This window comes from Promicromonospora kroppenstedtii (assembly GCF_044389675.1).
In the GTDB taxonomy this organism is placed as follows: domain Bacteria; phylum Actinomycetota; class Actinomycetes; order Actinomycetales; family Cellulomonadaceae; genus Promicromonospora; species Promicromonospora kroppenstedtii.
On record NZ_JBIRYI010000001.1, the window covers coordinates 330,411 to 357,030 of the forward strand.

Below are 26,620 nucleotides of genomic sequence, written 5' to 3' on the forward strand. Positions count from 1 at the left end.
TTACGCGTCGTTACGCAGGGTGAGACGTGCTGGGGTCGTGCTTCCCCAGGGGGCCGGGACCGGCCCCCTGGGAGCGTGCGGTCAGCGGGTCGGGACCCAGACCCGCATCGGCTGCGGGCCACGGTTGGCCCACGCGTAGTAGGGGATCGCGGTCAGCGTCACGTCCCGCACCGGGTCGGCCGACGGCGTCGTGGCCGGCCCGTACGGCGTCGTCGCCCCGGCATCCGGCCCGGGGACGACGGCGCCGTGCGCCCGGACCACCGTGACCCCGCCCAGCAGGTCGCCGCGGAACTCGTCGGACAGCGCGCCCGAGGCGTCGATCCGCAGGTCGTCGACCACGGCGCCGGCCTCCTGGTCCGGCTGCTCGAGCGCGTACACCAGCGGCCCGCGCTCGATCGCGACGCTGCCGCGCACCGCGTCGACCCGGGGGTCGGCCGTGGTGAGGCGCGGCGTCATCGGCAGGTCGAGCCGGACGACGTCGCCCGCGGCGAAGCGGCGCGTGACCTTGGTGTACGTACCGGCGGGGACCGGGGCGCCGTCGAGCGTGGCGCCGTCGGCCCAGGCGGGCACGCGCAGGGCGAGCGTCGTCTCGGCGTCCGGTCCCTCCTCGACGTGCAGCGCGATGCTGCCCTCGTCGGGGTAGGCGGTCTCGACACGCAGGCGCAGCGTGCCGCCGTCGAGCGGGGCGGTGACCGTGCCGGGCGCGTACTGGTGCAGCTGCAGGCTCGGCCCGTCCGCCGTGGCCACGTAGCCGGTGAAGCTGGAGACCGTGCGCATGATGTTGGGTGGGCAGCACGCGCAGTCGAACCAGCCGCGGCGGCCGTGCGCCGGGCTGCGGTCCTCCTCGGCGTGCGCGTCGCTGCGGAGCTGCAGCGGGTTGACGTAGAAGTACTCGGTGCCGCTCAGCGACACCCCGGCGAGGAAACCGTTGAGCAGCATGCGCTCGATCTGGTCGGCGTACCGGGCCTCGCCCGTGGCGAGCAGCATGCGCCACGCCCACTGCACGCCGCCGATCGCGGCGCAGGTCTCGGCGTACCCGCGGTCGGTCGGCAGCTCGTACGGGTCGCCGAACGCCTCGCCCTCCCAGCGTGCCCCGAGGCCGCCGGTGAGGTACTGCTTGCCGCGCTCCATCGCGCGGTACTGGGTGTCGAGCGCCGCGAGCAGCTCGGCGTCGCCCGTCTCGATGGCGACGTCGGCCGCGCCGGCGCCCAGGTACACCGCCCGCACGGCGTGGCCCTCGACGGTGGTGGCCTCGCGGACCTTGACCCGGTCCGAGAAGTAGGTGGGCTGCTTGCCGTGCGCCTCGATGATGCCGGTGCCGCGCGCCTCGACGAACCAGCTCGCCAGGTCCAGGTAGGCCTGGGTGCCGGTCTCGCGGAACAGCTCGACCAGGGCCATCTCGATCACGGGGTGGCCGTCGACCTCGCGGAGCTGGCCGGGACCGTCGCCGAACGTGGTGACGAGGTGGTCGGCCAGCTTGATCGCGACGTCGAGCAGCTCGGTGCGGCCGGTGCCGCGCACCTGCGCGACCGCGGCCTGGAACAGGTGCCCGGCGCAGTAGAGCTCATGGCTCCACGGCAGGTCGCTGTAGCGCGGCACGTTCCGCAGCGCGGGCACCGAGTCCAGGTAGCCGTCGTCGGCCTGGGCGGCCGCGAGCAGGCTCGTGACGTGGAGCTGGTCGGCAAGGAGCTGCTCGTCGGGCTCCCGGGCGTACTCCCAGGCGGCAGCCTCCAGCCACTTGTGCACGTCGGAGTCCGCGAAGATCGGGCCGATCGCCTCGCCGTCGGCCATCCCCGCGGCGATCTCCAGGTTGCGCAGGTTGCCGGCCTTGGCGAGCTGCTCCAGCCCGCCCGGGATCGCGGCGGACCGGTTGACGTCGGCGGTGCGGCGCCACAGCCCGGCGTCCACCGTGACGTACCCGGGGGCAAGCGGCCGCAGCAGCACCCGGGCGTCGCTCGTGGGTTCGGCCGGTCCGCGCGTCGTACCGCTGGGCGTCGTCGTCATCGATGCTCTCCTCCGGACGGAAACTAGGAATCCGATTTCCTGATCGTAGGGACCGGCGTGACCAGCGTCAAAGGTCTGGGCGAAATTCGCCAGGAACTGGGCGCTGATCTGGGCCGGGAGGTACGATGACGCGGCGTCCCGTTGCTGTCGCGCAGGTTCGACGGAAAACGCGGAAGGAAACCAGGTCGAGAAGGGGCGGTGCGGATGGACCGGGGAGCGGTCGTACGGATCACGGACGTCGCGGCGCTCGCGGGCGTGTCGCCGAGCACGGTGTCCAAGGCGCTCAACGACACCGGCTCGCTGCGGGAGAGCACCCGCGCTCGGGTCCGGGAGGCGGCCGACCGGCTGGGCTTCGTGCCTGACGCCAGCGCGCGCTCCCTGTCGGCCCGGCGCAGCTTCACCGTGGGCCTGCTGAGCACCGACTCCGCCGGCCGGTTCTCGCTGCCCGTGGTGCTCGGCGCGGAGAACGCGCTGGTGGGCGGCGAGCTCTCGGCCCTCCTGGCCACGGCCCGGCACGACCCGGTGCGCGAGCAGCACCACGTGCGCGCGCTGGTGGCCCGGCGGGTCGACGGGATCATCGTCACCGGCCGCACCACCGAGCCGCGCGAGCCCATCAAGGTGCCGATGCCGGTGGTCTACGCGTTCGCGCCGTCGTCCGACCCCGCAGACGCCTCCGTGGTGCCCGACGACGCCCTCGGCATGCGGCTGCTCGTCGAGCACCTGGTGGGCCTGGGCCGACGTCGGATCGCGTACGTGGGCGGACGCGCGGAGCAGGCCGCGTCCCTGGTGCGGTACGAGACGCTCGCGACGGAGCTCGCCGCGCGCGACCTGGCCGTGGTCGGGGAGCCGCTGTACGGCGACTGGTCGGAGCAGTGGGGGCGGCGCGCGGTGGACCAGATCCTGGCCGGCGGCTCGGGATCGGGCTCCGGCTCCGGCTCTGGGTCGGGATCGGGCTCCGCGGGGCGCGACCTGCCCGTGGACGCGATCGTCTTCGCGTCCGACCAGCTCGCTCGCGGGGGATGCGACCGGCTCCGCGAGCGAGGACTGCGAGTGCCCGACGACGTCGCGGTGACCGGCTACGACGACTGGGACGTGATGTCGCTGGCCAGCCGCCCGCCGCTGACCACGGTGGACATGCAGCTCGAACGGCTGGGTCAGCGCGCCGCCGAGCTGCTGATCGCGGCGATCGAGGGCGACCCGGCCCGCGGCGTCGAGCGCCTGGCGCCGCGGCTGGTGGTCCGGGCGTCGACGCTGGGCGACGGCTAGACCCGACTGGCTCCTCCCCTTCGAAGCCTAAGTTTCTTGTCTTTGTGGCCGTCGAAAGGCGAGAAACTTAGGCCTCGAAGGTGAGGTGGCTCCCGGGCCGATCCCGCCTGGTCGTCGGCGGAGCGTCGGGCTAGGGTTCACGGAACGCGAACGCCACCTCGGCGCCGTCCACCCGGACGGTCCGCACCTCGTCGGCGGGGTGGTCCACCGGGACGACGACGACCTGGCTCACGGCCAGGTACTCGGTCGAGCAACCGGAGTCGGGGCCGGGCGCCGTCGAGACCTCGATGGTCCAGCGGTCGAGCCAGGCGACCGACACCGGGTAGGGCATGCATCCGGGCGTGCCCCACGCGGTCACGGCGAGGCGGGCGGGCCGCACCGTGGCGTCGACCGTCGCATTGGTGACCCCCTCGGCCGGCAGCCCGGGCGGGGCCGCCGGAAAGCTCTCGACCACGATCGAGCGCTGCTGGTCCTCCCGGGGCGGGCCCGTGCCGCTTGCGGAGCAGCCGCCGAGGGCGAGCGCGAGCGGCAGGGCGAGCGCCGTCGTCCGCCGCCACAGCATGCCGATCCCCTCCGATACGCAACAGTCCGTGACTCGACGATGGCAGGCGCGGTGCGGAGAGTTCAAAGGATTACTTGGCTGCTTGCGGGCCGGAAACATCCGGCAGTCGCGGGCGTCGATCGGATACACTCGGCTGGTCCTGCCCACGGGGTCCGGCGCAGTCCGGATACCTGGCGACGGCGGACCCACGGGGTGTAGCGCAGCTTGGTAGCGCATCTGCTTTGGGAGCAGAGGGTCGCAGGTTCGAATCCTGTCACCCCGACCACCGCCCACCAGCACCGATACACATTGGCGCTGGTGGGCATCGTCGTCTCCGACGTCGCAGCAGCGATGCGGCCGCTCAGAACGAGTCGGAGAACGCCCGTCCGATGCCGCGAACGACCCAGACGACACCCCGGCCGATCCAGAGGATCGCGCTGAGGAGGTCCAGGACCTCCAGCACCCGGCCCAGGCCGCGTCCGATCGCTCGGAACGGTCGCCCCACCTGGTGCCAGAAACCCCTCCGGGGCGTGTCGGCCGTCATCATTGCCGAACAGTCCCACCCCGGCGCCCCGGCGCACAACGAGTGTCCGGCGACTTGCCCGCCAGAGCCGCCGCATGCCACGCTGACCCTCCTCTCAAAACCGGTTTCAAGGATGGTCGATGACGGATCACGCGCTCGTGCTGCCCGGCGGTGGCTACCGGAGGCACGCCCCGCACGAGGCGGAGCCGGTGGCCGAGTGGCTCCGGGGCCTCGGGCTGCCCGCCGACGTGCTGCGCTACCCCGTTGGGCAGCCCCACCCGGCGGCCCACGACGCCGTCTCCAGCCGGATCGCCGAGCTCCGGGAACGTGGCGTCGAGCGGGTACTGCTCGTCGGCTTCTCCGCGGGCGGCCACGCCGCCGGCCTGGCAGCGCTGGCCCCGGCCGGCCAGGACTCGCGGGTCGACGGCGTCGTCCTCGGCTACCCCGTCGTGACCCTGCAGAACCATGTGCACCGCGACTCCGCCGACGTCCTCCTGGGTCAGGACGACACCCCCGCCAGGCGCGCGGCGCTCTCGCTGAACACCCTCGTGACGACCGCCGCGCCGCCCTTCTTCGTCTTCCACTCCTTCGACGACCACAAGGTGCCGGCCGAGCACTCGCTCCTGCTCTCGTCCGCGCTGACCGCCGCGGGCGTGCTGCACGAGCTGCACCTGTACCCCGTGGGTGGGCACGGCGTCGGCCTCGACGAGTCGTGGCTCGGGTGGACCCGGGCGTGCGAGGCGTGGCTGGTACGCGAGCGTTGGACGGCCCGGCGCGAGATCGGGGGTTGACAGCCCCGCGCTGCGGCGGGCACTCTTCGTGAAACCGGTTTTATCGAAGGGCCGGGATCTACGAAGGAGTAGAGGATGCGACAGCGTCGTTGGAGCCGCGTCGGCGGTGTGGTCTCGAGCCTCGCGCTCGTCGGAGTCATCGTGACCGGCTGCTCGGACGGGGCGGCCCCGGGTACGGAGGCGCAGGCCGGAGCGGCCTGCGACCCCGAGGCCGACGTGACGATCACGGTGGGCGAGCGGCCGACGTCGGACCAGGCGGCCACGCTGGAGGCGTGGGAGAACGCGATCGCCGCGTTCGAGGAGCTGCACCCGAACATCACGATCGAGGACGAGGAGACCAAGTACGACGTCTCGACGTTCTCGGCGCTGCTGGTCGGCGGCACCCTGCCGACCACCCTGCAGGTGCCCTTCACGGACATCCAGGCCCTGATCGCGCGCGGGCAGGCCGCCGACATCACCACCTACGTCGAGGGCGACGAGGTGCTGAGCCAGCTCAACCCGCAGGTCACGGGCGTCACGCAGAACGCGGACGGGCACACCTTCGGCGTCGTCCGGGCCGCCTACACCATGGGCCTGGTCTACGACCGGGCGCTGTTCGAGCAGGCCGGCCTGGACCCGGACGCGCCGCCGGCCACGTGGGACGAGGTGCTGGCCGCCGCAGCGACGATCTCCGAGAAGACGGGGGAGACGGGCTTCATCATCCCCACCACCGGCAACGTGGGCGGCTGGCTCCTGACCTCGATGGCGTACTCCAACGGCAGCCTCGTCCAGGAGCAGGACGGCGACACCACCACGGTCACGCTGGACACCCCGGGCATGCGGGAGAGCCTGGAGTTCCTCCACGACGTGCGCTGGGGGCAGGACGCCGCGGGCGACAACTTTCTGCACGACAACAACACCGTCCGGGACGACCTCGCGGCGGGCTACGTGGGCCAGAGCCTCAACGGCGCGAACCTCTACAACAGCGTCGTGATCTCGCGCGGCATGCCGGCCGAGGACTTCGGGCTGGCGCCCTTCCCGGTGGGCGACGACGCCCTCGGCGTCCTGGGTGGTGGCAACATCCAGTGGTTCAGCCCCAAGGCGACGCCGGACCAGCTCTGCGCGGCGCTCGAGTGGACCAAGTACTACTTCCTCGACCGCTACGTCGACGAGGAGGCCGCGACCACCTGGGCCGAGTCGCAGGTGGCCGACGACCTGCCCGTGGGCCTGCCGGAGGTACCCGTCGTCTCCGAGGAGCAGTACGAGACCTTCCTCGGCTGGATCGAGCCGCAGGTCAACGTGCCGCGGGAGAACTACCAGGCCTACATCGACAGCCTGCCCGACGCGACCATCGTGCCCGAGCCCGCGGTCAAGGCGCAGGAGCTGTACGCCGCCCTCGACCCGGTGGCGCAGGCCGTGCTCACGCGCGAGGACGCCGACCCCGCCGAGCTGCTCCAGGCCGCGCAGGCGCAGGTGCAGGACCTCGTCGACGCCGGATGAGGGAGAACATCGTGACCGTCACCGCCCCGCCCGCCGCGGTCGCCCCGCCCACACCGCCGCGCGACGCGGCCCCTCGGCGCCGCACCGGACGCCGGCCCGGCTCGCCGGCCGCAGCGCTGCTGTCGTGGGTGCGCGGCGGCGGGGTCGGCACGCTCGTGATGTTCCTCCCGCTGCTGCTCACGTTCGGCTACTTCGCCTGGTGGCCGATCGCGAAGAGCCTGATCCTCGCGTTCCAGCGCACGGACCTGATCACCGAGCCCACCTGGGTGGGGCTGAGCAACTTCGAGCGGGTGCTCGCCGACCCGCTCCTGTGGACGGCGCTCGGCAACACGGCCTGGTTCGCGGTGCTCGCGCTGGTCATCGGGTTCCCGCTGCCCATCCTCATGGCGGTGGTCATGGCGGAGCTGCGGCGCACCCGGCAGATCACGAGTGTGCTCGCCTACCTGCCCGTGATCATCCCGCCGGTGGTCAGCGTGCTGCTGTGGAAGCAGTTCTACGAGCCCTCGGGCACGGGCCTGTTCAACAGCGCGCTCATCGCGCTGGGGATCGAGCCCGTCGGCTGGCTCCAGGAGCCGGCGCTCGCCATCCCGAGCATCGTGATCCAGTCCACGTGGGCGTCGGCGGGCACGGCGACGATCATCTACCTCGCCGCGCTCATGTCGATCCGCACCGAGCTGTACGACGCCGCAGAGGTCGACGGCGCGTCGATCCTGCAGCGCACGTGGCACGTCACACTGCCGCAGCTGCGCGGCGTCATTCTCCTGATGCTCCTGCTGCAGCTCATCGGCACCATGCAGGTCTTCACGGAGCCGTTCGTGATGACCGGCGGCGGTCCGGAGAACCGGACCGTGACCCTGCTGATGCTCGTGTACAACTACGCCTTCCTGTCGGGCGACTTCGGCAAGGCCACGGCGCTCAGCCTGCTGCTCGCGGTCGGCCTGGGCCTCCTGTCCGCCGTCTACCTGCGGCTCACCCGGAAGTGGAGCGAGTCATGACCGCCCTGACCACCGTCGACTCCGACGAGCGCTCCAACGTCTCGACGCTCGACCGCTCCCGCCGGTCGGTGCGCATCACGATGCGCGTGCTCACGGTGCTGCTGGTCGCCGCGCTGTGCATCGTCGCCCTGGGCCCGCTCCTGTGGCTGTTCAAGGCCGCCCTCTCTACCAGCCAGGACATCCTGCGCGAGCCGTTCGCGTGGTGGCCCAGCGGTGTGCAGTGGCAGAACCTCCCCGACGCGTGGTCGCAGATCCACGTCGGGCAGTACCTGCTCAACACCGTCTGGGTCGCGGCCGGCTGCTGGTTCTTCGGGCTGCTGGTCGCGCTCACCGGCGGCTACGGCATCGCCGTGCTGCGGCCCCGGTACGCCCGGCTCGTGAACGGGGCCGTGCTGGCGACCCTGTTCATCCCCGGCGTCGTGTCGCTGATCTCGCTCTACGTCACGGTGCTCGACGTGCCGCTGATCGGAGTCAACCTCGTCAACACGTTCTGGGCGGTCTGGCTGCCGTCCGCGGCCAGCGCGTTCAACGTGCTGCTCGTCGCGCGCTTCTTCGACGGCCTGCCGCGGGACGTGTTCGAGGCCGCGCGGATCGACGGAGCGGGCGTGTTCCGCGTGTTCTGGTCGATCGTCCTGCCGATGTCGCGCCCGGTGATCGGCGTCGTCTCGCTGCTGACGATCGTCGCCTCGTGGAAGGAGTTCCTCTGGCCGCTGCTCGTGCTGCCGTCGCCGGACCTCCAGCCGCTGTCGGTCGGCCTCTACCGCGTGGCCGACACCGCCCCGACCAACCTGCTCATGGCGGGGATGTTCATCTCGGTGGTCATCCCGGTCGTGCTGTTCCTCGTGTTCCAGCGCCAGTTCCTGCGGAGCGCCGGCCAGGCCGGCGCCGTCAAGGGCTGACCGATGACGGTCAGCCAGAGGGAGAACCTGATGCGTGTCGCCTCGAGACGGCCCTTGCGCGCCGTCCTCGCCCTGCTCACCTCGACCACTCTGCTCGTCGGACTGCTCGCGGGCCTGATGCTGGTGGCCCCGCCGCCCGCGCGTGCCGACCTCGCCGCCTCCGACTCCTTCCCGGGATGGACCACCACGGTCTCGGGCAGCCCCGAGTTCGTGGTCACCGCGGACACGGCCGGGGCGCAGGACGGCGCTGCCGCCGCCCGCGTCGACTTCGACTCCCCGTACTCGGCCTCGTACGTGGACCTGCGGCAGAACATCCGCGCCAACGGCGGCGTCACCTACGACATGAGCGTGTGGGTCCGCACCCAGGACCTCTCCGCATCCGACGCCGCCTACGTGGTGCTCAGCGGCGACCACGCCCAGCGCGTGGAGCTGCCCGCCGGGACGAGCGGCTGGACCCACCTGGAGTGGAGCTATACGCAGCCCGCGGGCAGCATGACCTTCGTCATGCGGTTCCTCGTACGCGGCACCGGCACCGTCTGGTTCGACGACGCCCGCATGTCCGTGGCGGGCGACGACGAGAACCTCGTGGTCAACCCGTCGTTCGAGGAGCACGAGCCGCCGCCCGGCACGCTCGCGTTCGCCGACACCGCCCTCGTCTACGAGACGGGCGACGCCCATGTCGGCATCAAGACCGTGGCCGACGGCGTCACGTGGGAGCTGCGCGCCTCCTCCGGGCAGCGCCTCGACACGGGGACGGCGGCCGCCACCGCGGGTGCGGCCTCGATCGACCTGTCCGCGCTGCCCGCCGGCTACTACGGCCTCACCATCTCCATCACGGCACCGGAGCCCCTGACGCGCACCGGCACCCTGGCCGTCGTCGACCAGCCGGGCCCGTCGGGACCGAATGCCCACGTCGGCGTCGCCGCCCACGTGAACCGCTACTCGGTGGACCAGATCGACTCGCTCATGGGGCCGCTCGGCGCCGGGACCGTCCGCGAGGGCCCGTCCTGGGACACCATCGAGACGTCGCCCGGGGTGTACGAGTTCCCCGCGCTGTTCGACGCCCAGATCGCGGCCGCCAAGGCCCGCGGCGAGCGCCCGATCGTCATCCTCGCCTACTTCAGCCGCTGGTACGACGGCGGCAAGACGCCGTCGTCGCCCGAGGGGATCGCCGCCTACGCCCGTTACGCGGCGGCGGCCGCCGAGCACTACGGCTCCGGCGTCGACTACGAGGTCTACAACGAGTTCAACCACACGTTTAACACCGGCGCCTGCGGCATGACGGCCGCCTGCTACCTCGAGCTGCTCGAACCGGCTGCCGCCGCGATCCACGAGGCCGCCCCCGGCGCCCGCGTCGTCGGTCCGGTCAGCGCGGGCGCGCGGTGGGACTTCATGGAGGACCTGTTCGCCCTCGGCGGCCTGGACCACCTGGACGCCGTCAGCTATCACACCTACGACTTCCCCGGCTCGCCCGAGGGCCGCACCGAGGCGGGCGTGGCCACCCTGCGGGGTCTGATCGACGAGTACGCGCCCGGCTCCGACATTCCCATCTGGCTGAGCGAGCACGGCTGGCCGACGACGACCGGCGGCACGACCGAGCAGCAGCAGGCCGCCTACGTGGTGCGGTCCGCGGCGCTGCTGCGGGCCGCGGGCGTCGAGCGCACCGTCTACTACGAGCTCATCGACTCCGGCGCGAACCGTGCCGAGCCCGAGCACAACTTCGGCATCAGCCGGCTGCCCACGGGCGGCGGCACCGCGCTCACGCCCAAGCCCGCGTACCCGGCGCTCGCGGTCTACAACCGGCAGACGGCGGGGCGCACGCTGACCGAGCTCCGGCGCCTCGACGGCGCGGTGGTGGCCGACTTCGAGGACGCGGCCGGCGGCGTCGTCCGCATGGTGTGGGCGACGGGCGACCCGGTGACCGTGGCCGTGGGGACCGGGCCGTCCTCGCGGCTGGTCCGGGGCGACGGGCGGTCCTGGCGCGCCCTGCCGGACGCGACCGTCGAGCTCACGGTCGGGGGCGATCCCGTCTACGTGACCGGTGCGGTCGGCACCCCGGCGGTCGTCGCCGACGCGGCGGCGCAGGTCGCCACGCCCGACCAGATCCCGCTCGGTGGTGGCGCCTCGGTCCCCGTGACCGTGGATCGAGCGGCCCTGGGCGTGGCCGGCGAGGTGAGCGTCGTCGGCCCCGTCGGGGGCGGGCTCGTCCTGACCGGTACCGGCGCCGAGGTCCAGGGCGTGCTCGGCCTGGAGCCGATGCGCGAGGCGGGGGAGCGACCCGTCGCCTACACCGTGCGCAGCGGCGACGCCGTGGTCGCGTACGTCGGCGACACCGCCGAGGTCGTGCAGAACCCGGTGCTCTCGTTCGGCCCGGTCGCGGACCGGCGCGGCGACGTCGGGCTCGCGCTCGGCGCCCGGAACCTGCCGGGCGGCGAGGCCGTGGACGTGGCCGACGTCGGCTGGACCGTCGGCGCGGCGTCCGGCACCGTCCCCGCGTTCTCGGTGGGTACGGGGCAGACCACGACGTCGGCGATCGACGGAGCGGGGCTCACCCCGTGGCAGCCCACGAGGTTCGCGGTCTCGCTGACGGCGGCGGGGGAGTCCCGGCGCCTGACCGGCACGACGGCGCTGGCCCCGGTGGTCAAGGAGCCGCGCCGCCCGGCCGTCGTGGACTGGCGGGCCCGCGGCACCTATGTCGCGCTCAGCGGCGGCACGCCCGACGCGGACGACCTGGGCGGCACCTTCGCGCTGTCCTGGAGCGACCGCGGCCTGCGGGTCCGGGCGGCGCTGCGCGACGAGGACCACCGCCCGTCCGCGGCGGTCGACCGGCTCTGGGAGGGGGACTCGGTGCAGCTCGCGGTCGCGCGCGGCCTGCCCGGGCAGGATCCGGCCTCCCGCGTCGAGCTCGGTATCCATCCCGGCGCGACGGCGTCCGTCTACCGGTACACGGCGCCCGCCGGGACCGTCGGCACGGTCAGGGCCAAGGTCGTGCGCACGGCCGGCACCACGACCTACGACGTGGTGGTGCCCTGGGCCGAGCTCGGCGTGGACCCGAAGGACGGCGCGTTCTCGTTCTCCCTGCTGGCCAACGACAACGACGGCGGCGCCCGCCAGGGGTTCCTGGAGTGGGGCAGCGGCATCGGGCCGAGCAAGAACGCCGCGCTCTTCGTACCGGTTGTGCCGGTCCGTTGACCTACCTGCTCGCACGAATCCGGAGGACACAGCCATGACACGCACGACCAGCCGCCGCGCGCGGTACGCCCTGCTCGGCACGGGCGGGCGCGCCCAGCTCTACCTCGACGCGCTCACGGGTCCCTACGCCGCGGAGGCCGAGCTCGTGGCCTGGGGCGACACCAACCCCGGACGGCTCGACTGGAACGAGCGGCGGCTGGCCGCGGCCGGGTACCCGGCGCCGGAGCGCATCGACCTGGGCGCGATCACCGCCTACGTCGCGGACGCGGGCATCGAACGGGTGATCGTCACCGCCCCCGACCACGCGCACGCCGACCTCGTGGTGGCCGCCCTGCACGGCGGGGCCGACGTCGTGGTCGAGAAGCCCCTGACCACCGACGCCGAGGGCGTGCGGCGTATCGCGGAGGCCGTCGAGGCCACCGGGCGCGACGTCGTGACGACCTTCAACTACCGGTACTCGCCCCGCAACGCCGCGCTGAAGGAGGTCGTCGCACGGGGCGACATCGGCGAGGTCACGTCCGTGCACTTCGAGTGGCTGCTGGACACGTCGCACGGCGCCGACTACTTCCGTCGCTGGCACCGGGTCAAGGAAAACTCGGGCGGGCTGCTCGTGCACAAGTCGTCCCACCACTTCGACCTGGTCAACTGGTGGCTCGCCGACCTTCCCACGCGCGTCTACGCCAGCGGCGGGCTGCGCTTCTACGGTGACGCCAACGCCGCCCGGCGCGGGCTCGGCCCGCGCCCGGCTCGGGGCACCCACGACGGCGCCCACCTCGACCCGTTCGCGCTCGACCTGCGCGACCACGAGCTGCTGCGCGGCCTGTACCACGAGCAGGAGTCGTACGACGGGTACCTGCGGGACCAGGACGTCTTCTCCGCCGGGATCGACATCGAGGACAACCTGTCGGTGATCGTCGACTACGCGCGCGGCGCCACCATGACCTACGCGCTGAACGCCCACGCGCCCTGGGAGGGGTACACCGTCGCGATCAACGGCACCGCGGGGCGTGCGGAGCTCGCGGTGGTCGAGCGTGGCGCCGTCGAGTCGCACGCCGGCCGGCCCGTCGACCCGTCGGCGCAGGCCGACGCCGCAGGCGGCGACGACCTGCGGCCGACGGGGGAGCGGCTGCTGGTCCAGTCGCACTTCGGCACCGCGCGCGAGATCGCGGTGCCCCAGGCCTCGGGCGGGCACGGCGGCGCGGACGACGCGCTGCTCCGCGACCTGTTCTTCGGCGCCGGCCACGACGACCTCGGCCGCGCCGCGTCATGGCTCGACGGCGTCCGGGCGCTCGCCGTCGGCGTGGCGGGCAACGCGTCGCTGGTCAGCGGTGGGCCCGTCACCGTCCGGGACCTGCCGCTCGGCGCGGCGACGGCTGGATAGGATCCTCGGATGGCGACACAACGCGCCGTGCGCCTGAGCGACGTCGCCGCGGTGGCCGGCGTCTCCAAGGCGACCGCCTCCAAGGCCCTCAACGACAGCCCGGTGGTCTCACCCGCGACCAAGGCGCGCGTGCTGGAGGCGGCCGAGCGGCTCGACTTCCGGCCCAACGCGCTCGCCCAGTCGTTCGCGTCCGGGCGCAGCCGCACCGTCGGGCTGCTGACCCACCGCGCGACGGCGACGTTCTCCCGGCCGGTCGTCATGGGCGCCGTCCTGCGGCTCGGGAGCCGGGAGCGCGCCGCGCTCGTGTTCGACGGCCGCATAGACGCCCACCGCGAGATGACGGAGAGCATCCGGACCCTCCAGGACCGGCGCATCGACGGGCTGCTCGTGGTCGGCTCGGGCTACGCGCGCGTGACGCCGTCGATCACGCACCAGTTCGAGGTGCCGGTGACCTACGCCTTCGCCGCGACCGACAGTCCCGGCGACTACGTGTTCCTGCCCGACAACGAGCAGGCCGGGTATCTCGCGGCGCGGCACCTGCTGGAGCGTGGCCGCACCCGCATCGCGCACGTGACCGCCGGGGAGGACGACCTCGCCGTGCGCCGGCGCGCGGCAGGCTTCCGGCGCGCGCTCCAGGAGGCCGGGCTGGAGCCCGTCACGATCCTGCACGGGTCCTGGCGCCGCGAGTGGGGCGAGCAGGCCGTGGGCCTCCTCGACGAGGGCGGCGTGCCGTACGACGCCGTCTTCTGCGGGAACGACCACATCGGGTTCGGCATGCTCGACGCCCTGGAGGCCCAGGGCCGCCGCGCGCCGGACGACGTCGCCGTCGTCGGTGTCGACAACTGGGAGGAGGTCGTGATCGACCAGAAGCTGCGCCGCCTGACCACGATCGACCTCGACCTCATGGGCGTCGGCCGGGTTGCCGCCGACAACGTCATCGAGCCCGCGCCCACCGGCGGGGAGCGGTTCGTCGAACCGGTCCTGGTGCAGGGGCCGTCGACCTGACCGTCACTCCCCGGGGGCCTTGAGGTCCCCGGGGTTCTCGGTGGCGGTGAGCTCGCCGAGGAACCGCATGACCACCTCGCGCTCCTCCGGGTTCAGCCGCGCCGCGGCCTCGAACCGGTGGGCGTGGTCGCGGCCCACGCTCTTCAGCGCGATCTGCCGGGTCTCCTCCGTCACCTCGACCGCCAGGCTGCGCCGGTCGGTGGGATGGGGGAGCCGGCGGATGTGCCCCGCGTCCGCCAGCCGGTCGAGCATCTTGGTGGTCGACGCCGACGTGATGCCCAGGTGCGCGGCGATGGCGCCCGGCGTGGCGGTCTCGCCCCGGTACTGCGCCGCGATGACGAACCGCAGCGTGCGCATGTCGGTCTCGCCCAGCTTCATGTAGCGTCGCGACGCCTCGCTCATCCGGCGCTCCGCCTCGCGCCAGTCGCGCAGCCCCTGCAGCACGCGGACGACCTGGTCGACCTCCTGCTCGTCGAGGCCGGACCGTTGCACGATCTCCTGTCGCGGGTCCAGGACGCGGGGGTCCAGCATCGACGGGCCGGACGGGTCGATCGGCTCGGGTTCAGGAACCACGTGCGTTCCCCTCTCAGATATTACTTCCCACGCTTGAAGGTAGACGGGCTAGCAAAAAGTAGCACGAGACCCGCCGAGGCTTTGGTGCCGGGCGCGTCGCACTGCCAAGGTTGTCCGACAACTACCGAGAGGCGTCGATGGACCACCAGCTACACACCGCACCGGCACCGGCGCCCGTGCGTCTCGCCTCCGGGGGACCGGCGCGCGCGGCCTGGCCGCTCGACGACGCGGTCGTGCACCTCAACCACGGCTCGTTCGGGGCGGTGCCCACCGAGGTGGTGCGCTACCAGGACGAGCTGCGCCGCCAGGCCGACCTGCGCCCCGTCGCCTGGTTCCCCCGGGTCCACGAGCTCGTCGCCGCCGCCCGGCACGAGGTCGCGCCCTTCGTCGGCGCCCGGGCGGAGGACGCGGCGTTCGTGCCCAACGCCTCGGCGGCGGCGACCGTCGTGTTCAACTCCCTCCGCCTCGCACCCGGCGACGAGATCCTCGTCACCGACCATGGGTACGGCGCCATCACCATGGGGGCCCAGCGCCTCGCCCGCCGCTTCGGCGCCCGGGTACGCGCGGTCACGATCCCGCTCGCGGCGAGCGCCGACGAAGTCGTCGAGCGGTTCCGGGCCGAGCTCACCGACGCCGTGCGGCTCGTCGTCGTCGACCAGATCACGTCGCCCACCGCCCGCCTGCTGCCCACCGCGCGGATCACGGAGCTCGCCCACGAGCACGGCGCCCGCGTGCTGATCGACGGTGCGCATGCCCCGGGCCTCGTGGCCGACGCGGCGGCCGTCGCGGGCGGCGACTGGTGGTTCGGCAACCTGCACAAGTGGCCCTGCGCGCCCCGCGGCTCGGCACTGCTCGTCACACGGGCGGCCGACCGGGACGACCTGTGGCCGCTCATCGACTCGTGGGGCGCCGAGGAGCCGTACCCGGCGCGGTTCGACTCGCAGGGGACGCTGGACGCCACCAGCTACATCGCCTCGCCCCGCGCGATCGAGTTCGTCGAGCGGGAGCACGGCTGGGACCGGGCCCGCACGACGATGGCGGCGCTCGCCGACCACGGCGTCGCCGTCATCGGCGCGGCCCTGCAGCCCTACGTGGACGCCCCGGTGGCCACCGACGTCGGCATGCCCGTGGTGTCGATGCGTCTGCTCCGGCTGCCGGACGGGCTCGGGCGGGACCGGACGGACGCCGACGAGCTGCGTATGCGCCTGCTCGACCTGGCCGGTGTGGAGGCGGCCTTCACGAGCATCGGTGGCGTCGGCTACCTGCGCCTGTCTGCGCACCTGTACACCGAGCCGCGCGACTTCGAGGTGTTCGTCGAGCGCGCCGTCCCCCAGATCGTGGCGTTCGCCGAACGACGCCGGATCTCCTGAGGGCTGCGCGGGCACCGGGTGAACCCCGGCGCCCGCGCCTCCGCTCAGGCGCCTTCGCTTCGAGGCCCGGGTTTCTTCGCTTTGACGCGACTCAAAGCGAAGAAACCCCGCCCTCGAAGGGGACGCCCCCGAATCCGTCCGTCGGAGAAGTCCGTTCCGAGTATTTTCCCAGGTCACGTAACCCGGACCAGCGGACGGAGCTCGACCGCAGGGGTGCTGCCTCAGCCCAGCTCGACCAGGTAGGACAGCGTCGCCATGTCGGCGTCGCTCGTCATCTCGTCGAGCTTGATGTTGCTCTGGCCCGTGACCACGATCCGGGTCTGGGTGCCCGGACCCTCCGTGACGGCGACGGCGTTGGCCACGTCGCCGGACTCGCCGGCGTCGTACAGCCCCGACCAGACCTGCTCGCCCGAGGCGGTGTCGTAGGCGACGGTCGCGAAGTCCTCCTCGGTGTCCGCCCCCTTGCTCTGCCCCGTCACCACCACGTGGTCACCGCTCGGGGAGAACGCCGCGGTGTACGCGACGTCCAGCCCGTGCCCCGACCCGTCGTACCGGGCCGACCAGCGCTTCTCGCCCGTCGCGGCGTCGTAGACGGCCGTGAGGTAGTCGCTGCCGGTGCCCTCGCCCCACGAGTTGCCCGTGATGACGACCGACCCGCCGTCGGGGCTCACCACGACCGTGCGGGGCACGTCGGTGTCGCCGATGCCGCCGTCGAGCCGCTCGGTCCACAGCGCCTCGCCGGTGGCCAGCGAGTAGCCGATGGTGACCCAGTCGGTGGAGTTCGCGGTGCTCTGGTTGTCGCCGGTCACCACGACGGTGCCGTCCGGCGTGATCGCCACCGCGCCGCCCGAGCCGCCCTTGTCGTCCGGGCCGTCGTAGGTCGCGTCCCAGAGCTGCTCGCCCGTGGCCGCGTCGAACGCGACGGTGCCCCAGTCGACGAGGCTCTCGCCCTCGCCACGGCTCTGGCCCGTGACCACCACGGCCGACCCGTCCGGCGACGCCGCGATGGCGCGGGCGGCGTCCGTCTCGCCCACCGGGCCGTCGTACAGGGAACGCCACAGCTCCTCGCCCGTGGCGGCGTCGTACGCGACGGTGCCGTAGTCGGCGGCACCCTGGTCGTCGAGGAGCGACATGCCCGTGACGTAGACGGCCGAGCCGTCCGGGCTCACGGCCAGGGCCTCGCCCGAGTCGGACAGCCCCTCGGCGTCGTACACCGAGACCCACCGGCGCTCGCCGGTGGCGGCGTCGTAGGCGATGGTGACGTAGTCGGACTCGTTGCCGTAGCCGCCGCCCGCGGCCAGTACGAACAGCGTGCTGCCGTCCGGGCTGATGCCGAAGCCGGTCTGGTCACCGCCCACCCCGGTGGGGCCGCCGTACACGTCCGACCACAGGGGCCGGCCCGTCTCCGCGTCGTAGGCCGCGGTCACCGGGGAGTTCTGGAACCCGCCCCAGCTCGCCGGAGACGTCTGACCCGCGGTGTAGACGACCTTGCCGTCGGGCGACAGCAGCGTCTCGTTGCCGTTGTCGTCGTTGGCGCCCAGGCCGTTCTCGCCGCCGTTGAACCGGGCGGTCCAGGCCTCGGCACCCATGCGCAGCACGATGGGCGAGCGGACCGTGTGCCCGCCGCGACCGTCCGACCACGTGAGGTGGCCGGCGAGCCGTGCGTTCAGCTCGGCCTCGCCGCGCGTGAACGTGACGGTGAACGACGCCGACCTGCCCGGCGACAGCGTGAGCTTGCGCGGGCTGACCTGCACCCCGAGCCCGTCCAGGCCCGTGACCTGCGCGGTGTAGGTGGCGCGCTTCTTGCCCACGTTGGTCACCGTGCGGGTGACCTGCTGCCCGTCGGCGGCCCGCCCGATCGCGATCGACGGGGTGTTCAGGTCGCTCGGCGCGAGGCTGTGCCCGTCCTCCTCCAGCGCGTCGCAGGTGGTCTGCTGCACGCCGTCGGTGGCACCGCAGAGGAAGGCGAACCAGTCCTCGACGTCGCTGTCGTACACCAGGCCGGGGTCCGTGGAGGCGGCCGCCGTCACGTGCCCGCCGCCCTGCTGGTAGAGCGTGGCCGCGGCCTCGGGGTCGGCGTCTAGGACGTCCGAGCCCGTGGTCATCAGCGCGGACTTGACCGCCATGGGCGACCAGCGCGGGTTCTTCTCGACCAGCGTCGCCGCCAGGCCCGCCACGTACGGCGCGGACATGCTGGTGCCACTCATCAGGTTGAAGTCCAGGCCCTGCTGCCCGGGCGGTGCGACGGCGGCGAGGATGTCCTGGCCGGGCGCGGTGACGTCCGGCTTGAGGATGTTGCCGTTGCCCGCGGGCGACGGGCCCCGCGAGGAGAACGCCGCCGTGTACGGAGCGGGCGTCGAGGTGTCGACCGAGGCCGCGGCGATGGTGGCCGTGGCGCCCGACGTCCTGGCGTAGGCGAGCAGCGCGTCGCGGTCGGTCGCGGCGACGTGCACCGACGGGACGGCCTGGACGTCCGTGTTGAGGGTGTCGCCCTCCAGGGTGTTCACCAGGACCATGCCGACGCCGCCGGCCTCGGCAACCGCCGCGCCCTTGTTCACGCGGGCGTTCTCGCCGCGGTCGCAGAGCACGATCTTGCCCGCCACCTTGGCGGGGTCGAGCGCTGGCTTGCCGTTGTTGTCGGCCGTCGTGAAGCACATGCCGGCGTTCGAGACCGTGGCCCCGGCCGCGGCGACGTCGCGCCCGTAGACGAACGGCACCGGGCCCACGACCTCGGCGGCCAGGGACGTGCCGGAGACCTTCGTGCCGTCACCGAGCGTCGCGGTCGAACGGGCCGAGGTGGAGTGCGTGGCCGCGGCCACCGTGGTGATCCACGGGCTCGGGTGCGCCACCGTGCCGGCCGTCGGGCCGCTGTTGCCCGCCGAGGCGGACACGAACACGCCCGCCTGCGCGGCGGCCAGGAACGCGAGCTCCGTCGGGTCCAGGAAGTCGGTCAGGGTGCCCGAGACCGAGAAGTTGATGACGTCCACGCCGTCCGCGACGGCCTGGTCCACGGCCGCGACGATGTCGGAGGGGTACCCGCTCGCCGTCGAACCGTCCTCGGCGGACCACAGCGCCTTGTAGGCGGCGATCCGGGCGCGCGGCGCGACGCCGCTCACCGTCGAGCTGAACTTGTTGAGCGGACCGGTGACGGCGACGTCCTTGTTGCCGCCCGCGGTCGACGCGGTGTGCGTGCCGTGCCCGTTGTAGTCACGCGCGGACTGGAACTCCCACGGCATCTGCTCGGCGATGCCGGCGTCGCCGCCCCAGGCGTCGTTGAAGTGCCGGGCCGCGACGAGCTTGAGGTTGCACGAGTCGTCGTCCCACGAGTCGTCGCCGACCGTCCCGGCGTCGTCGCACTCGCCGTCGAACCCGCGCAGGCGCTGATAGGCCGGGCGGCCGCGCTTGTCCCGGTCGGAGAAGCTGGCGCTGTCCGGCCAGATGCCGGAGTCGATGACGCCGATGACGACGTCCTCGCCCGCGGCGGCCGGCTTGCCGTGGCCGGCCGGGCCCTTGAACAGGGCCGGCGCGTCGTCGGCGGAGGCGGCGGCGGTCGTGGGCTCGCCCCAGACGGTGATGCCCTCCTCGCCGTCGCCGTCCTTGTCGTCAGCGGTGGCAGTGGTGGCAGTGGTGTCGGCCGTGGTCGTGTGCACCAGGACGTCCTCGGTGACCGCCAGGACGCCCGGTTCGGCGCGCAGCTCGGCCGCCTGTGCCGCCGTCAGCGACGTCGCGAACCCATCGAACGAGTACACGTACTGGTAGAGCGGGTCCTTGGCGCCCACGCTCCGCAGCGCGGTACGGTGCTTGCCGCGCAGGTGCTCGGCGTACTCGACGACCTCGGGCGCAGCCGGGTCGACCTTCTCGCCCTCCGCCGGCTTGGTGGCGGCCAGGCCGGCCACCCCGCCCGTGTACGTGGCGACGGGCTGCAGCGCCATCTGCACGATGTAGTTCTTCTTCGCCGTGGCCTCGGGCGGTGCCCCCGCCGCGGTGCTCGTCGCCGTCGCCGTGAGCGCGAGCGCGAGCGTCACCGCTGCCGCACGGCGCACATGCCCGCGTGACAGCCGGCGTTCGTCGGACCGTCGGTCCATGTGCCCTCCTTCAGGTCAGCCACGGCGCATCCGCGGCTGATCAGTGAAGGTAATTGCGTCGATTGCCGGAAACATCAGTGCCATACACTGACTTTTGCCTCACGACGGGCACCACGGTCCCCGGGTACCACACGGAGGGAGCAGCCGTTGAGTCTCGACCACGCGACTGCGCCACCGGCTCGACCCCGAGTTTCACCCGTCCTGGTGGGCCGCACGAGCGAGCTGGAGTCCCTGGTCCACAAGGTCCGGGACACGCCGTCCCTGGTCGTCATCGACGGCGAGGCGGGCGTCGGCAAGAGCCGCCTCGTGCGCGAGCTCGCCACCGACCCGGCGCTCGCGGGGATGCCCGTGCTGATCGGCCACTGCGAGCAGCTGCAGGAGCCCCTGCCGCTCGCGCCGGTGCTCGACGTCCTGTCCCACCATGCCGACCTCGTGCGACCCGGCGACTACAACCCGATCGTGGGCGCGCTCGCGCCGCTCGTGCCCGAGCTGGGCGACCGGCTCCCGCCGCCGCCCCCGGAGCTCGCCGACCAGCGCGCCGCGCGCCACCGGGTGTTCCGGGCCACCGCCGAGCTGCTCGACCGCATGGGCCCCGCGGTGCTCGTGCTGGAGGACGTGCACTGGGCCGAGAGCAGCACCTTCGACTTCCTCACCTTCCTGGCCGCGCACCAGCCCGCGGGGCTGTGCATCGTGCTGACCCTGCGCAGCGGAGGCAGCCCGCTGCCGGTCCGTGAGTCCTTCGCGCGCGCCGCGTCCGGGCCGCCGCTGGCGCTCACGCTCAGCCCGCTCGACCCGGCCGGCGTCGGGGAGCTGGCCGGGCGCATCCTCGGCACCGAGGTCTCCGCCGGGTTCGCCGCCACGCTCCACGAGCGCACGGGCGGCATCCCGTTCGTCGCCGAGGAGGTGCTCGGCGCCCTGCACGAGACCCCGCTGCCCGACGACGCCGCGCAGCAGGACGACGTGCTGACCGACCTCGCGGTGCCCACTGCCCTGCGCGACGTGGTGCTCGGCCGCCTGGACGGCGTCGCCGAGGGCACCCGTGAGGTGCTGGGCGTCGCCTCCGTGCTGGACCACCCCGTCGACGTCGACCTCATCGCGGAGGTCACCGGCCTGCCGCCCGCCAAGGTCGTGGAGGCCCTGGTCGACGCGATCACCGCGGGGCTGCTGCACGAGCAGGACGGGCAGGTGCGGTTCCGGCACGTGCTGGCCGAGCAGATCGTCTACGACGCGCTGCCCACGCCCACCCGCCGGCTGCTGCACCGCACCGTGGCCCGCGCCATCGAGGACCGCGACGGCCCGCGCCCGGTCGCGCGGCTCGCGCATCACTACCACCGTGCGGGGGACGTGACCCGGTTCGTGCGGTACGCGGAGGACGCCGCCGACCTGGCCGTCTCGCACGGCGACGACGCCCACGCGGCGCGCCTCCTGGTGCAGGCCATGGAGGTCGGGCTGCCGACCGAGCAGCGGCTGCGCCTGGCCGTGAAGCTCGGCCGGGCGGCCGTCGACGGGCTCGCCCACGAGGAGGCCGTGCCGCTGCTGCAGCAGCTCCTGGCCGGCGAGCTGCTGCCCGGCGACGTGCGCGGTGAGCTCCGGTTCGCCCTGGGTCGCCTGTTCCGGCAGCAGGGCCTGGCCGACGCCGGCTACCGCGAGATCGAGCGGGCGCTGCCGGACCTGGCCGACAACCCTGACCTGCTCGCCCGGGCGCTGGCGATCCTCGCCGCCCCCGAGACCGTGACCGACCGACCCATGGCCGTGCACGCCCGGCGTGGCGAGGAGGCCCAGGACGCCGCCCGCCGCAGCGGCGCCGTCGAGGTCGGGCTGGCCGTGCGGATCGCGCGCGCCTCCCTGCTGATCGAGCAGGGCGACCCGGAGGGCTGGCCGCTCGTCGAGGCGCTGCTCGGCGACGCCGCGCTGCCCGCCCACCCCCGCGAGCACGCCCGAGCCTGCGTGAACTGGGCCCAGGCCGCGCTGCACGTGGGGCACGTGCGCCGCGCCGAGCGGCTGCTCGCGGAGGGCCGGCGTGTGGTGGCGGCGGCCGAGTACCTGCGGGTCAACGACGTGATCGAGCTGGTGGCCGCCGCCGTCGACTGCGCAGCGGGCCGCTGGGGCGACCTGGCCGGCCGCGCGCACGAGCTCGTGGTCCGGCGCCCCGGGTTCGACGCCGCCTCGCTGGACGACCGACTGCTGCACGGTGTGATGCTCGCCGCGTCCGGGGGAGCCTCCGAGGCCGCCGCGCACTTCACCGACCTGGTCGAGGACGCCGTCCGCGTGGGCGCCGTCTGGCCGCTGCTCGCCGGTCGCAGCGCGCTGGCCCGCCTGCTCCTCACGCTCGACGACGTCGAGGGCAGCGCCCACCAGGCCGATCTCGCCGTGGCCGCCGCGCGGGTCAAGGGCAACTGGGTGTGGGCTGCCGAGCCGATGCTGTGCCTGGTCGACGCGCTCGTCGCCCAGGGCCGCACGGCGCAGGCCCGGGTGCACGTCGAGGAGCTCGCCGCCGGGCTCGGCGCCGTCGACGCGCCGTCGGCCCGGGCCGCCCTGCTGACGTGCCGGGCGGTGGTGGCGCGCGCCGACGGCGACCACGCGGGCGCCGTCGGGCTGCTGCGGGAGGCACGCGCGGTCGTGGTCGAGGCCGGGCTGCGTCAGGAGGAGTCCCGGGCGGTGGAGCGCCTGGGGGAGTGGCTGGCCGAGGACGGCGACGCCGAGGGCGCCGCGCTCCTGGAGGATGCCCTGCGCGGCTACGGCGCGCGGGCCGCGAGCAACGACGTCGCCCGCGTGACGCGCACGCTGCGCCGGCTCGGGCTCCCGGTCCCGTATCCGTGGCGCGGCGGACGGCGCTCCAACGGGCTGGGGCTGTCCGGCCGCGAGCGCGAGGTCGCGCTGCTGGCCGCGCGGGGGCGGACCAACCGGCAGATCGCCGCCGACCTGTTCCTCTCGCCGCGGACGGTCGAGAGCCATGTCCGCAATGCCCTGCGGAAGCTGGACTGCACGTCGCGGGCCGACCTCGCCGTCCGCCTGCTCGACGCCGCCGAGGAGGACCGGGCCCCGGTCGCGGGCTGAGCCGGGGCGGTCTTGTCGGCCGGGCCGCCACCTCCTTACCGACCATGTCGTTGCTGCCAGACCGGGCGTCGTCCTGGCAGCAGGTGCATGGTCATCCTCGTGGCCGCCGTGCCAGGCCTGGCGGGGCCCGAGCCCGCCTACGTGGGCCTTCGCGACCGGATCATCAAACCGGTTGACCCGATCGTCAAACCGGTTTTACGTTGTCGGCCCCGACCACGGAGGAGTGCGATGGACAGGCCGACGATCGACGACGTCGCCCGCGCCGCGGGTGTCACCAAGGCGACCGTGTCCCATGCGTACAGCGGCAAACGGCCGATCTCCGCGACCACCAAGGCCCGCGTCTTCGCCGCCGCGCAGCGGCTGGACTGGGTCCCGAGCTCCCGGGCGCGCGCGCTGGCCGCGCGGCGTACCGATGCGGTGGGCGTCGTGCTGTCCCGCGACCCCACGATCCTGGCGTCCGACGCCTTCTTCCCGGCCTTCATCTCGGGGGTCGAGGCCGTGCTCGCCGAGCACGAGATCGCCCTGGTGCTGCAGGTCGCGAGCAGCCGGACGGCGGAGGAGCGCGCCTACCGGGCGATGGCGAGCGGGCGAGCGGACGGCGTGATCGTCCTCGACCTCCACCGTGTCGACTGGCGGGTCGCGTACCTCCGGCAGATCCGGCTGCCCGCGGTGCTGCTCGGTGCGTACGACGCCGAGAGCCCGTTCTCCAGCGTCCGCACCGACGACGCCACGCCCGTCCGGGACCTGGTCGCCCGCCTGCGCGAGCAGGGGCACACCCGGATCGCCCACGTGTCGGGCCCGCTCGACTACGTGCACTCGCACGCCCGCGCGGGGGCGTACGTCCGCAGCGTCGGCAGCAAGGAGCTGCTGCGCGAGGGGGACTTCACCGCCGGGAGCGGCCGCGCGCTGACCGCGGAGCTGCTCGACCTGCCCGACCGGCCCACCGCGATCCTCTACTCGAACGACACGATGGCCATCGCCGGCTTTTCCTACGCCCGGAGCCGGGGGCTGGTGGTCCCCGACGACCTCGCCGTGGCCGGCTTCGACGACGACCACCTCTCGGCTCACCTGAGCCCGGCCCTGACCAGCGTCTTCACCGACCCGTTCCGGAGAGGCCGGGTGGCCGCCGAGCGGCTGCTGGCCGACCTCGCCGGCGAGCCGCCCGAGTCCGTCACGGTCGACTGCAACGAGCTTCGCCTGCGCGCCAGCACCGCTGGTGCCGCACCCGAGGCACCCCACACCGAACTCGAGGAGGAGTTCTCATGAAGCACCCCCGTCTTGCCGGCACCGCCGCACTGCTCACCGCGGTGGCCCTGACCGCGGCCTGCTCGTCAGGCGGCGACGGAGGCGACGGCGGCGAGAGCCCGTCCGGCACCGGCCCCGTCACCGTCTGGCTGTCCAACAACGAGCAGGAGGTCGGCTGGGGCCAGGACGTCGTCGACGCCTGGAACGCCGAGCACCCCGACGAGCAGGTGACCGCGCAGGAGATCCCGGCCGGGTCGTCGTCCGAGGAGGCGATCACCGCCGCGATCACCGCGGGCACGGCACCCTGCCTGGTCTACAACATCTCGAGCGCCGCGGTGCCCGGCTGGGTCCGCCAGGGCGGGCTCGTGAACCTGTCCCAGTTCGAGGACGGCGCGAGCTACGTCGAGGAGCGCGTCGGCGACGGCGCGCAGACCTACCTGACCGACGACGGCTACTACCAGCTGCCGTGGAAGTCGAACCCCGTGATGGTCATGTACAACAAGACCGTCTTCGAGAAGGCGGGCCTCGACCCGGAGAACCCGGACATGGCCACCTACGACGACTTCCTGGCCGGCAGCCGCAAGATCGTGGAGTCCGGGGCCGCGGAGAGCGCCATCTGGCCCTCGCCGACCAACGAGTTCTTCCAGCCCTGGTTCGACTTCTACCCGCTGTACCTGGCGGAGTCGGGTGGCACGCCCCTGGTCGAGGACCAGGCCGCGACGTTCGACGACGAGAACGGCAAGGCCGTCGCCGACTTCTGGGCGACGATCTACGCCGAGGGCCTCGCGCCCCAGGAGGCGTCGACCGACGACGCGATGTCGGCCGGCACCACCGCGATGCAGCTCGCGGGCCCGTGGGCCATCGCGTCCTACGCCGAGAGCGTCGACGTCGGCTTCATGCCGGTGCCGACGTCGGACGGCGAGGCGGAGCCGGTGACGTTCGCCGACTCGAAGAACGTCTCGATGTTCACCGCGTGCGAGAACCAGGCCACCGCCTGGGAGTTCCTCAAGTTCTCGACCAGCGAGGAGAGCGACGGCAAGCTCCTGGAGGCGACCGGGCAGATGCCGCTGCGCACCGACCTGGCCACGACGTACGCGGACTACTTCGCCGAGAACCCGTCGTACGAGGTGTTCGCCGACCAGGCCGAGCGCACGGGCGACGTGCCGAGCATCCCGAACTCCGTCGAGGTGTGGCAGGCCTTCCGTGACGCGTACTCGTCGGCCGTGATCTTCGGCAAGACCAGCGTGGACGAGTTCCTGAGCGGCGCCGCCGAGACGGTGACCGGGCTGGTCCAGGGCTGATCCGGTGAGCACGGCAACAGGTGACCTGCGCACCACCCGGCGCAGATGGTGGGGGCGGCAGCCGATCGGCTCGCTGTTCGCGCTGCCCTACCTCGTCTTCGTCGTCACGATCTTCGCCTACCCGCTCGGGTTCGCCGTCTGGATCGCGTTCCACGACTACTTCTTCACCGCGCCCGGTGTCGACGTGCCCAAGCCGTTCGTCGGGTTCGACAACTTCGCCGCCGTGCTCACCGACCCCCAGGTGCTGGAGTCGTTCCGGAACATCGGGGTGTTCCTGGTCATCAACGTGCCGCTCACCGTGGTGCTGTCGCTCGTGCTGGCCACGGCTCTCGACGGCGGCATCCGGTGGGCGGCGGGGTACCGCATCGCGTTCTACGTGCCCTACCTGACGGCGAGCGTGTCGCTGGTGGGCGTGTGGATGCTGCTGTTCTCGTCGGGTGGGCTCGTCAACGAGGTCCTCGGGCCGCTCGCGCCGAACCCGTCCTGGCTGGTCAACTCGTCGCTGGCGATGCCGAGCATCGCGCTCTTCGTGACCTGGAAGCAGCTCGGCTTCTACATCCTGCTGTATCTCGCGGCGCTGCAGAGCGTGCCGCGGGAGCTGCACGAGTCGGCCGAGACGGACGGCGCGAACGCCTGGCAGCGGTTCCGCAACGTCACGGTGCCGGGCGTGCGGGGCACCACGGTGCTGGTGCTCGTGCTCGCGATCATCACCGGCGCCAACCTGTTCACCGAGCCCTACCTGCTGACCAACGGCGGCGGCCCCGACGGCGCCTCCGTGACGCCGGTGCTGCTGATCTACCAGCGCGGCATCCAGCAGCAGAACCCGGACACCGCCGCGGCGATCGGCATGCTGCTGGTCATCGTCGTCGGCGTCCTCTCGCTGGCCGCCAACCGCATCAACAGGGAGCGCTGA

Annotated in this window: 18 protein-coding genes and 1 tRNA gene; 14 read left to right on the forward strand and 5 right to left on the reverse strand. The window is 73.1% G+C overall.

The features are described from left to right. Positions 1–81 precede the first annotated feature (81 nt). Positions 82–2,004, reverse strand: a complete 1,923-nt coding sequence (locus ACH47X_RS01510) for a glycoside hydrolase family 127 protein (protein WP_397400733.1) — start codon at positions 2,002–2,004, stop codon at positions 82–84. 204 nt (positions 2,005–2,208) lie between these two features. Between ACH47X_RS01510 and ACH47X_RS01515 the strand changes: the two genes are divergently transcribed. Next, positions 2,209–3,270, forward strand: a complete 1,062-nt coding sequence (locus ACH47X_RS01515) for a LacI family DNA-binding transcriptional regulator (protein WP_397400735.1) — start codon at positions 2,209–2,211, stop codon at positions 3,268–3,270. Positions 3,271–3,400: 130 nt separating this feature from the next. Here the strand turns inward: ACH47X_RS01515 and ACH47X_RS01520 are convergent, their stop codons facing one another. Next, the gene (locus tag ACH47X_RS01520; protein WP_397400737.1) at positions 3,401–3,832 is read right to left on the reverse strand and encodes a hypothetical protein; all 432 of its coding nucleotides are present in this window, start codon (positions 3,830–3,832) and stop codon (positions 3,401–3,403) included. A 188-nt stretch (positions 3,833–4,020) separates the two neighbouring features. Here ACH47X_RS01520 and ACH47X_RS01525 point away from each other — a divergent pair. Then, a tRNA-Pro gene (locus tag ACH47X_RS01525) sits at positions 4,021–4,097 on the forward strand. Between the two features lie 75 nt (positions 4,098–4,172). Here ACH47X_RS01525 and ACH47X_RS01530 read toward each other — a convergent pair. After that, positions 4,173–4,358 (reverse strand): hypothetical protein, encoded by a 186-nt coding sequence (locus ACH47X_RS01530; protein WP_397400739.1) that lies wholly within the window; start codon positions 4,356–4,358, stop codon positions 4,173–4,175. Positions 4,359–4,474: 116 nt separating this feature from the next. Here ACH47X_RS01530 and ACH47X_RS01535 point away from each other — a divergent pair, with 116 nt between their 5' ends. From ACH47X_RS01535 to ACH47X_RS01565, 7 genes are all read left to right on the forward strand, one after another. Next, on the forward strand, positions 4,475–5,125 hold the full coding sequence (locus ACH47X_RS01535) for an alpha/beta hydrolase (protein ID WP_397400741.1): 651 nt from the start codon (positions 4,475–4,477) through the stop codon (positions 5,123–5,125). A gap of 75 nt (positions 5,126–5,200) precedes the next feature. After that, positions 5,201–6,604 (forward strand): ABC transporter substrate-binding protein, encoded by a 1,404-nt coding sequence (locus ACH47X_RS01540; protein WP_397400743.1) that lies wholly within the window; start codon positions 5,201–5,203, stop codon positions 6,602–6,604. Further along, complete coding sequence (locus ACH47X_RS01545) at positions 6,601–7,599, forward strand: carbohydrate ABC transporter permease (protein ID WP_397400745.1); 999 nt, start codon at positions 6,601–6,603, stop codon at positions 7,597–7,599. The genes ACH47X_RS01540 and ACH47X_RS01545 overlap by 4 nt, the downstream gene beginning before the upstream one ends. Further along, the gene (locus ACH47X_RS01550) at positions 7,596–8,498 is read left to right on the forward strand and encodes a carbohydrate ABC transporter permease (protein ID WP_397400747.1); all 903 of its coding nucleotides are present in this window, start codon (positions 7,596–7,598) and stop codon (positions 8,496–8,498) included. Before ACH47X_RS01545 ends, ACH47X_RS01550 begins: the two co-directional genes overlap by 4 nt. A 30-nt stretch (positions 8,499–8,528) precedes the next feature. Beyond that, the gene (locus ACH47X_RS01555) at positions 8,529–11,690 is read left to right on the forward strand and encodes a sugar-binding protein (protein ID WP_397400749.1); all 3,162 of its coding nucleotides are present in this window, start codon (positions 8,529–8,531) and stop codon (positions 11,688–11,690) included. Between the two features lie 34 nt (positions 11,691–11,724). Beyond that, on the forward strand, positions 11,725–13,071 hold the full coding sequence (locus ACH47X_RS01560) for a Gfo/Idh/MocA family protein (RefSeq protein ID WP_397400751.1): 1,347 nt from the start codon (positions 11,725–11,727) through the stop codon (positions 13,069–13,071). Between the two features lie 9 nt (positions 13,072–13,080). Then, positions 13,081–14,076, forward strand: a complete 996-nt coding sequence (locus ACH47X_RS01565; RefSeq protein WP_397400753.1) for a LacI family DNA-binding transcriptional regulator — start codon at positions 13,081–13,083, stop codon at positions 14,074–14,076. A gap of 3 nt (positions 14,077–14,079) precedes the next feature. On the opposite strand, the gene ACH47X_RS01570 is transcribed toward ACH47X_RS01565, so the two are convergent. Continuing rightward, positions 14,080–14,649 carry a MarR family winged helix-turn-helix transcriptional regulator gene (locus tag ACH47X_RS01570; protein WP_397400755.1) on the reverse strand — a complete coding sequence of 190 codons (570 nt, stop codon included), beginning with the start codon at positions 14,647–14,649 and terminating at the stop codon, positions 14,080–14,082. A 137-nt stretch (positions 14,650–14,786) separates the two neighbouring features. Here ACH47X_RS01570 and ACH47X_RS01575 point away from each other — a divergent pair, with 137 nt between their 5' ends. Further along, positions 14,787–16,019 (forward strand): aminotransferase class V-fold PLP-dependent enzyme, encoded by a 1,233-nt coding sequence (locus tag ACH47X_RS01575; protein WP_397400757.1) that lies wholly within the window; start codon positions 14,787–14,789, stop codon positions 16,017–16,019. A 221-nt stretch (positions 16,020–16,240) separates the two neighbouring features. Here the strand turns inward: ACH47X_RS01575 and ACH47X_RS01580 are convergent, their stop codons facing one another. Continuing rightward, positions 16,241–20,104, reverse strand: a complete 3,864-nt coding sequence (locus tag ACH47X_RS01580) for a S8 family serine peptidase (RefSeq protein WP_397400759.1) — start codon at positions 20,102–20,104, stop codon at positions 16,241–16,243. 204 nt (positions 20,105–20,308) lie between these two features. On the opposite strand from ACH47X_RS01580, the gene ACH47X_RS01585 reads away from it, so the two are divergent. From ACH47X_RS01585 to ACH47X_RS01600, 4 genes are all read left to right on the forward strand, one after another. Beyond that, a complete protein-coding gene (locus ACH47X_RS01585; RefSeq protein ID WP_397400761.1) occupies positions 20,309–23,161 on the forward strand; it encodes a helix-turn-helix transcriptional regulator in 2,853 nt (950 codons plus the stop codon). A 228-nt stretch (positions 23,162–23,389) separates the two neighbouring features. Beyond that, positions 23,390–24,427, forward strand: coding sequence for a LacI family DNA-binding transcriptional regulator (locus ACH47X_RS01590; protein WP_397400763.1), 1,038 nt, complete (start codon positions 23,390–23,392; stop codon positions 24,425–24,427). After that, positions 24,424–25,707 carry an extracellular solute-binding protein gene (locus ACH47X_RS01595; RefSeq protein WP_397400765.1) on the forward strand — a complete coding sequence of 428 codons (1,284 nt, stop codon included), beginning with the start codon at positions 24,424–24,426 and terminating at the stop codon, positions 25,705–25,707. The genes ACH47X_RS01590 and ACH47X_RS01595 overlap by 4 nt, the downstream gene beginning before the upstream one ends. Positions 25,708–25,711: 4 nt before the next feature. After that, positions 25,712–26,620, forward strand: a complete 909-nt coding sequence (locus ACH47X_RS01600; protein ID WP_397400767.1) for a carbohydrate ABC transporter permease — start codon at positions 25,712–25,714, stop codon at positions 26,618–26,620.

Coding starts and splice junctions, on each gene's coding strand:
- ACH47X_RS01510 (WP_397400733.1), bottom strand. CDS start 2,004: ATGACGACGACGCCCAGCGGTACGACGCGCGGACCGGCCGAACCCACG.
- ACH47X_RS01515 (WP_397400735.1), top strand. CDS start 2,209: ATGGACCGGGGAGCGGTCGTACGGATCACGGACGTCGCGGCGCTCGCG.
- ACH47X_RS01520 (WP_397400737.1), bottom strand. CDS start 3,832: ATGCTGTGGCGGCGGACGACGGCGCTCGCCCTGCCGCTCGCGCTCGCC.
- ACH47X_RS01530 (WP_397400739.1), bottom strand. CDS start 4,358: ATGATGACGGCCGACACGCCCCGGAGGGGTTTCTGGCACCAGGTGGGG.
- ACH47X_RS01535 (WP_397400741.1), top strand. CDS start 4,475: ATGACGGATCACGCGCTCGTGCTGCCCGGCGGTGGCTACCGGAGGCAC.
- ACH47X_RS01540 (WP_397400743.1), top strand. CDS start 5,201: ATGCGACAGCGTCGTTGGAGCCGCGTCGGCGGTGTGGTCTCGAGCCTC.
- ACH47X_RS01545 (WP_397400745.1), top strand. CDS start 6,601: ATGAGGGAGAACATCGTGACCGTCACCGCCCCGCCCGCCGCGGTCGCC.
- ACH47X_RS01550 (WP_397400747.1), top strand. CDS start 7,596: ATGACCGCCCTGACCACCGTCGACTCCGACGAGCGCTCCAACGTCTCG.
- ACH47X_RS01555 (WP_397400749.1), top strand. CDS start 8,529: ATGCGTGTCGCCTCGAGACGGCCCTTGCGCGCCGTCCTCGCCCTGCTC.
- ACH47X_RS01560 (WP_397400751.1), top strand. CDS start 11,725: ATGACACGCACGACCAGCCGCCGCGCGCGGTACGCCCTGCTCGGCACG.
- ACH47X_RS01565 (WP_397400753.1), top strand. CDS start 13,081: ATGGCGACACAACGCGCCGTGCGCCTGAGCGACGTCGCCGCGGTGGCC.
- ACH47X_RS01575 (WP_397400757.1), top strand. CDS start 14,787: ATGGACCACCAGCTACACACCGCACCGGCACCGGCGCCCGTGCGTCTC.
- ACH47X_RS01580 (WP_397400759.1), bottom strand. CDS start 20,104: ATGGACCGACGGTCCGACGAACGCCGGCTGTCACGCGGGCATGTGCGC.
- ACH47X_RS01590 (WP_397400763.1), top strand. CDS start 23,390: ATGGACAGGCCGACGATCGACGACGTCGCCCGCGCCGCGGGTGTCACC.
- ACH47X_RS01595 (WP_397400765.1), top strand. CDS start 24,424: ATGAAGCACCCCCGTCTTGCCGGCACCGCCGCACTGCTCACCGCGGTG.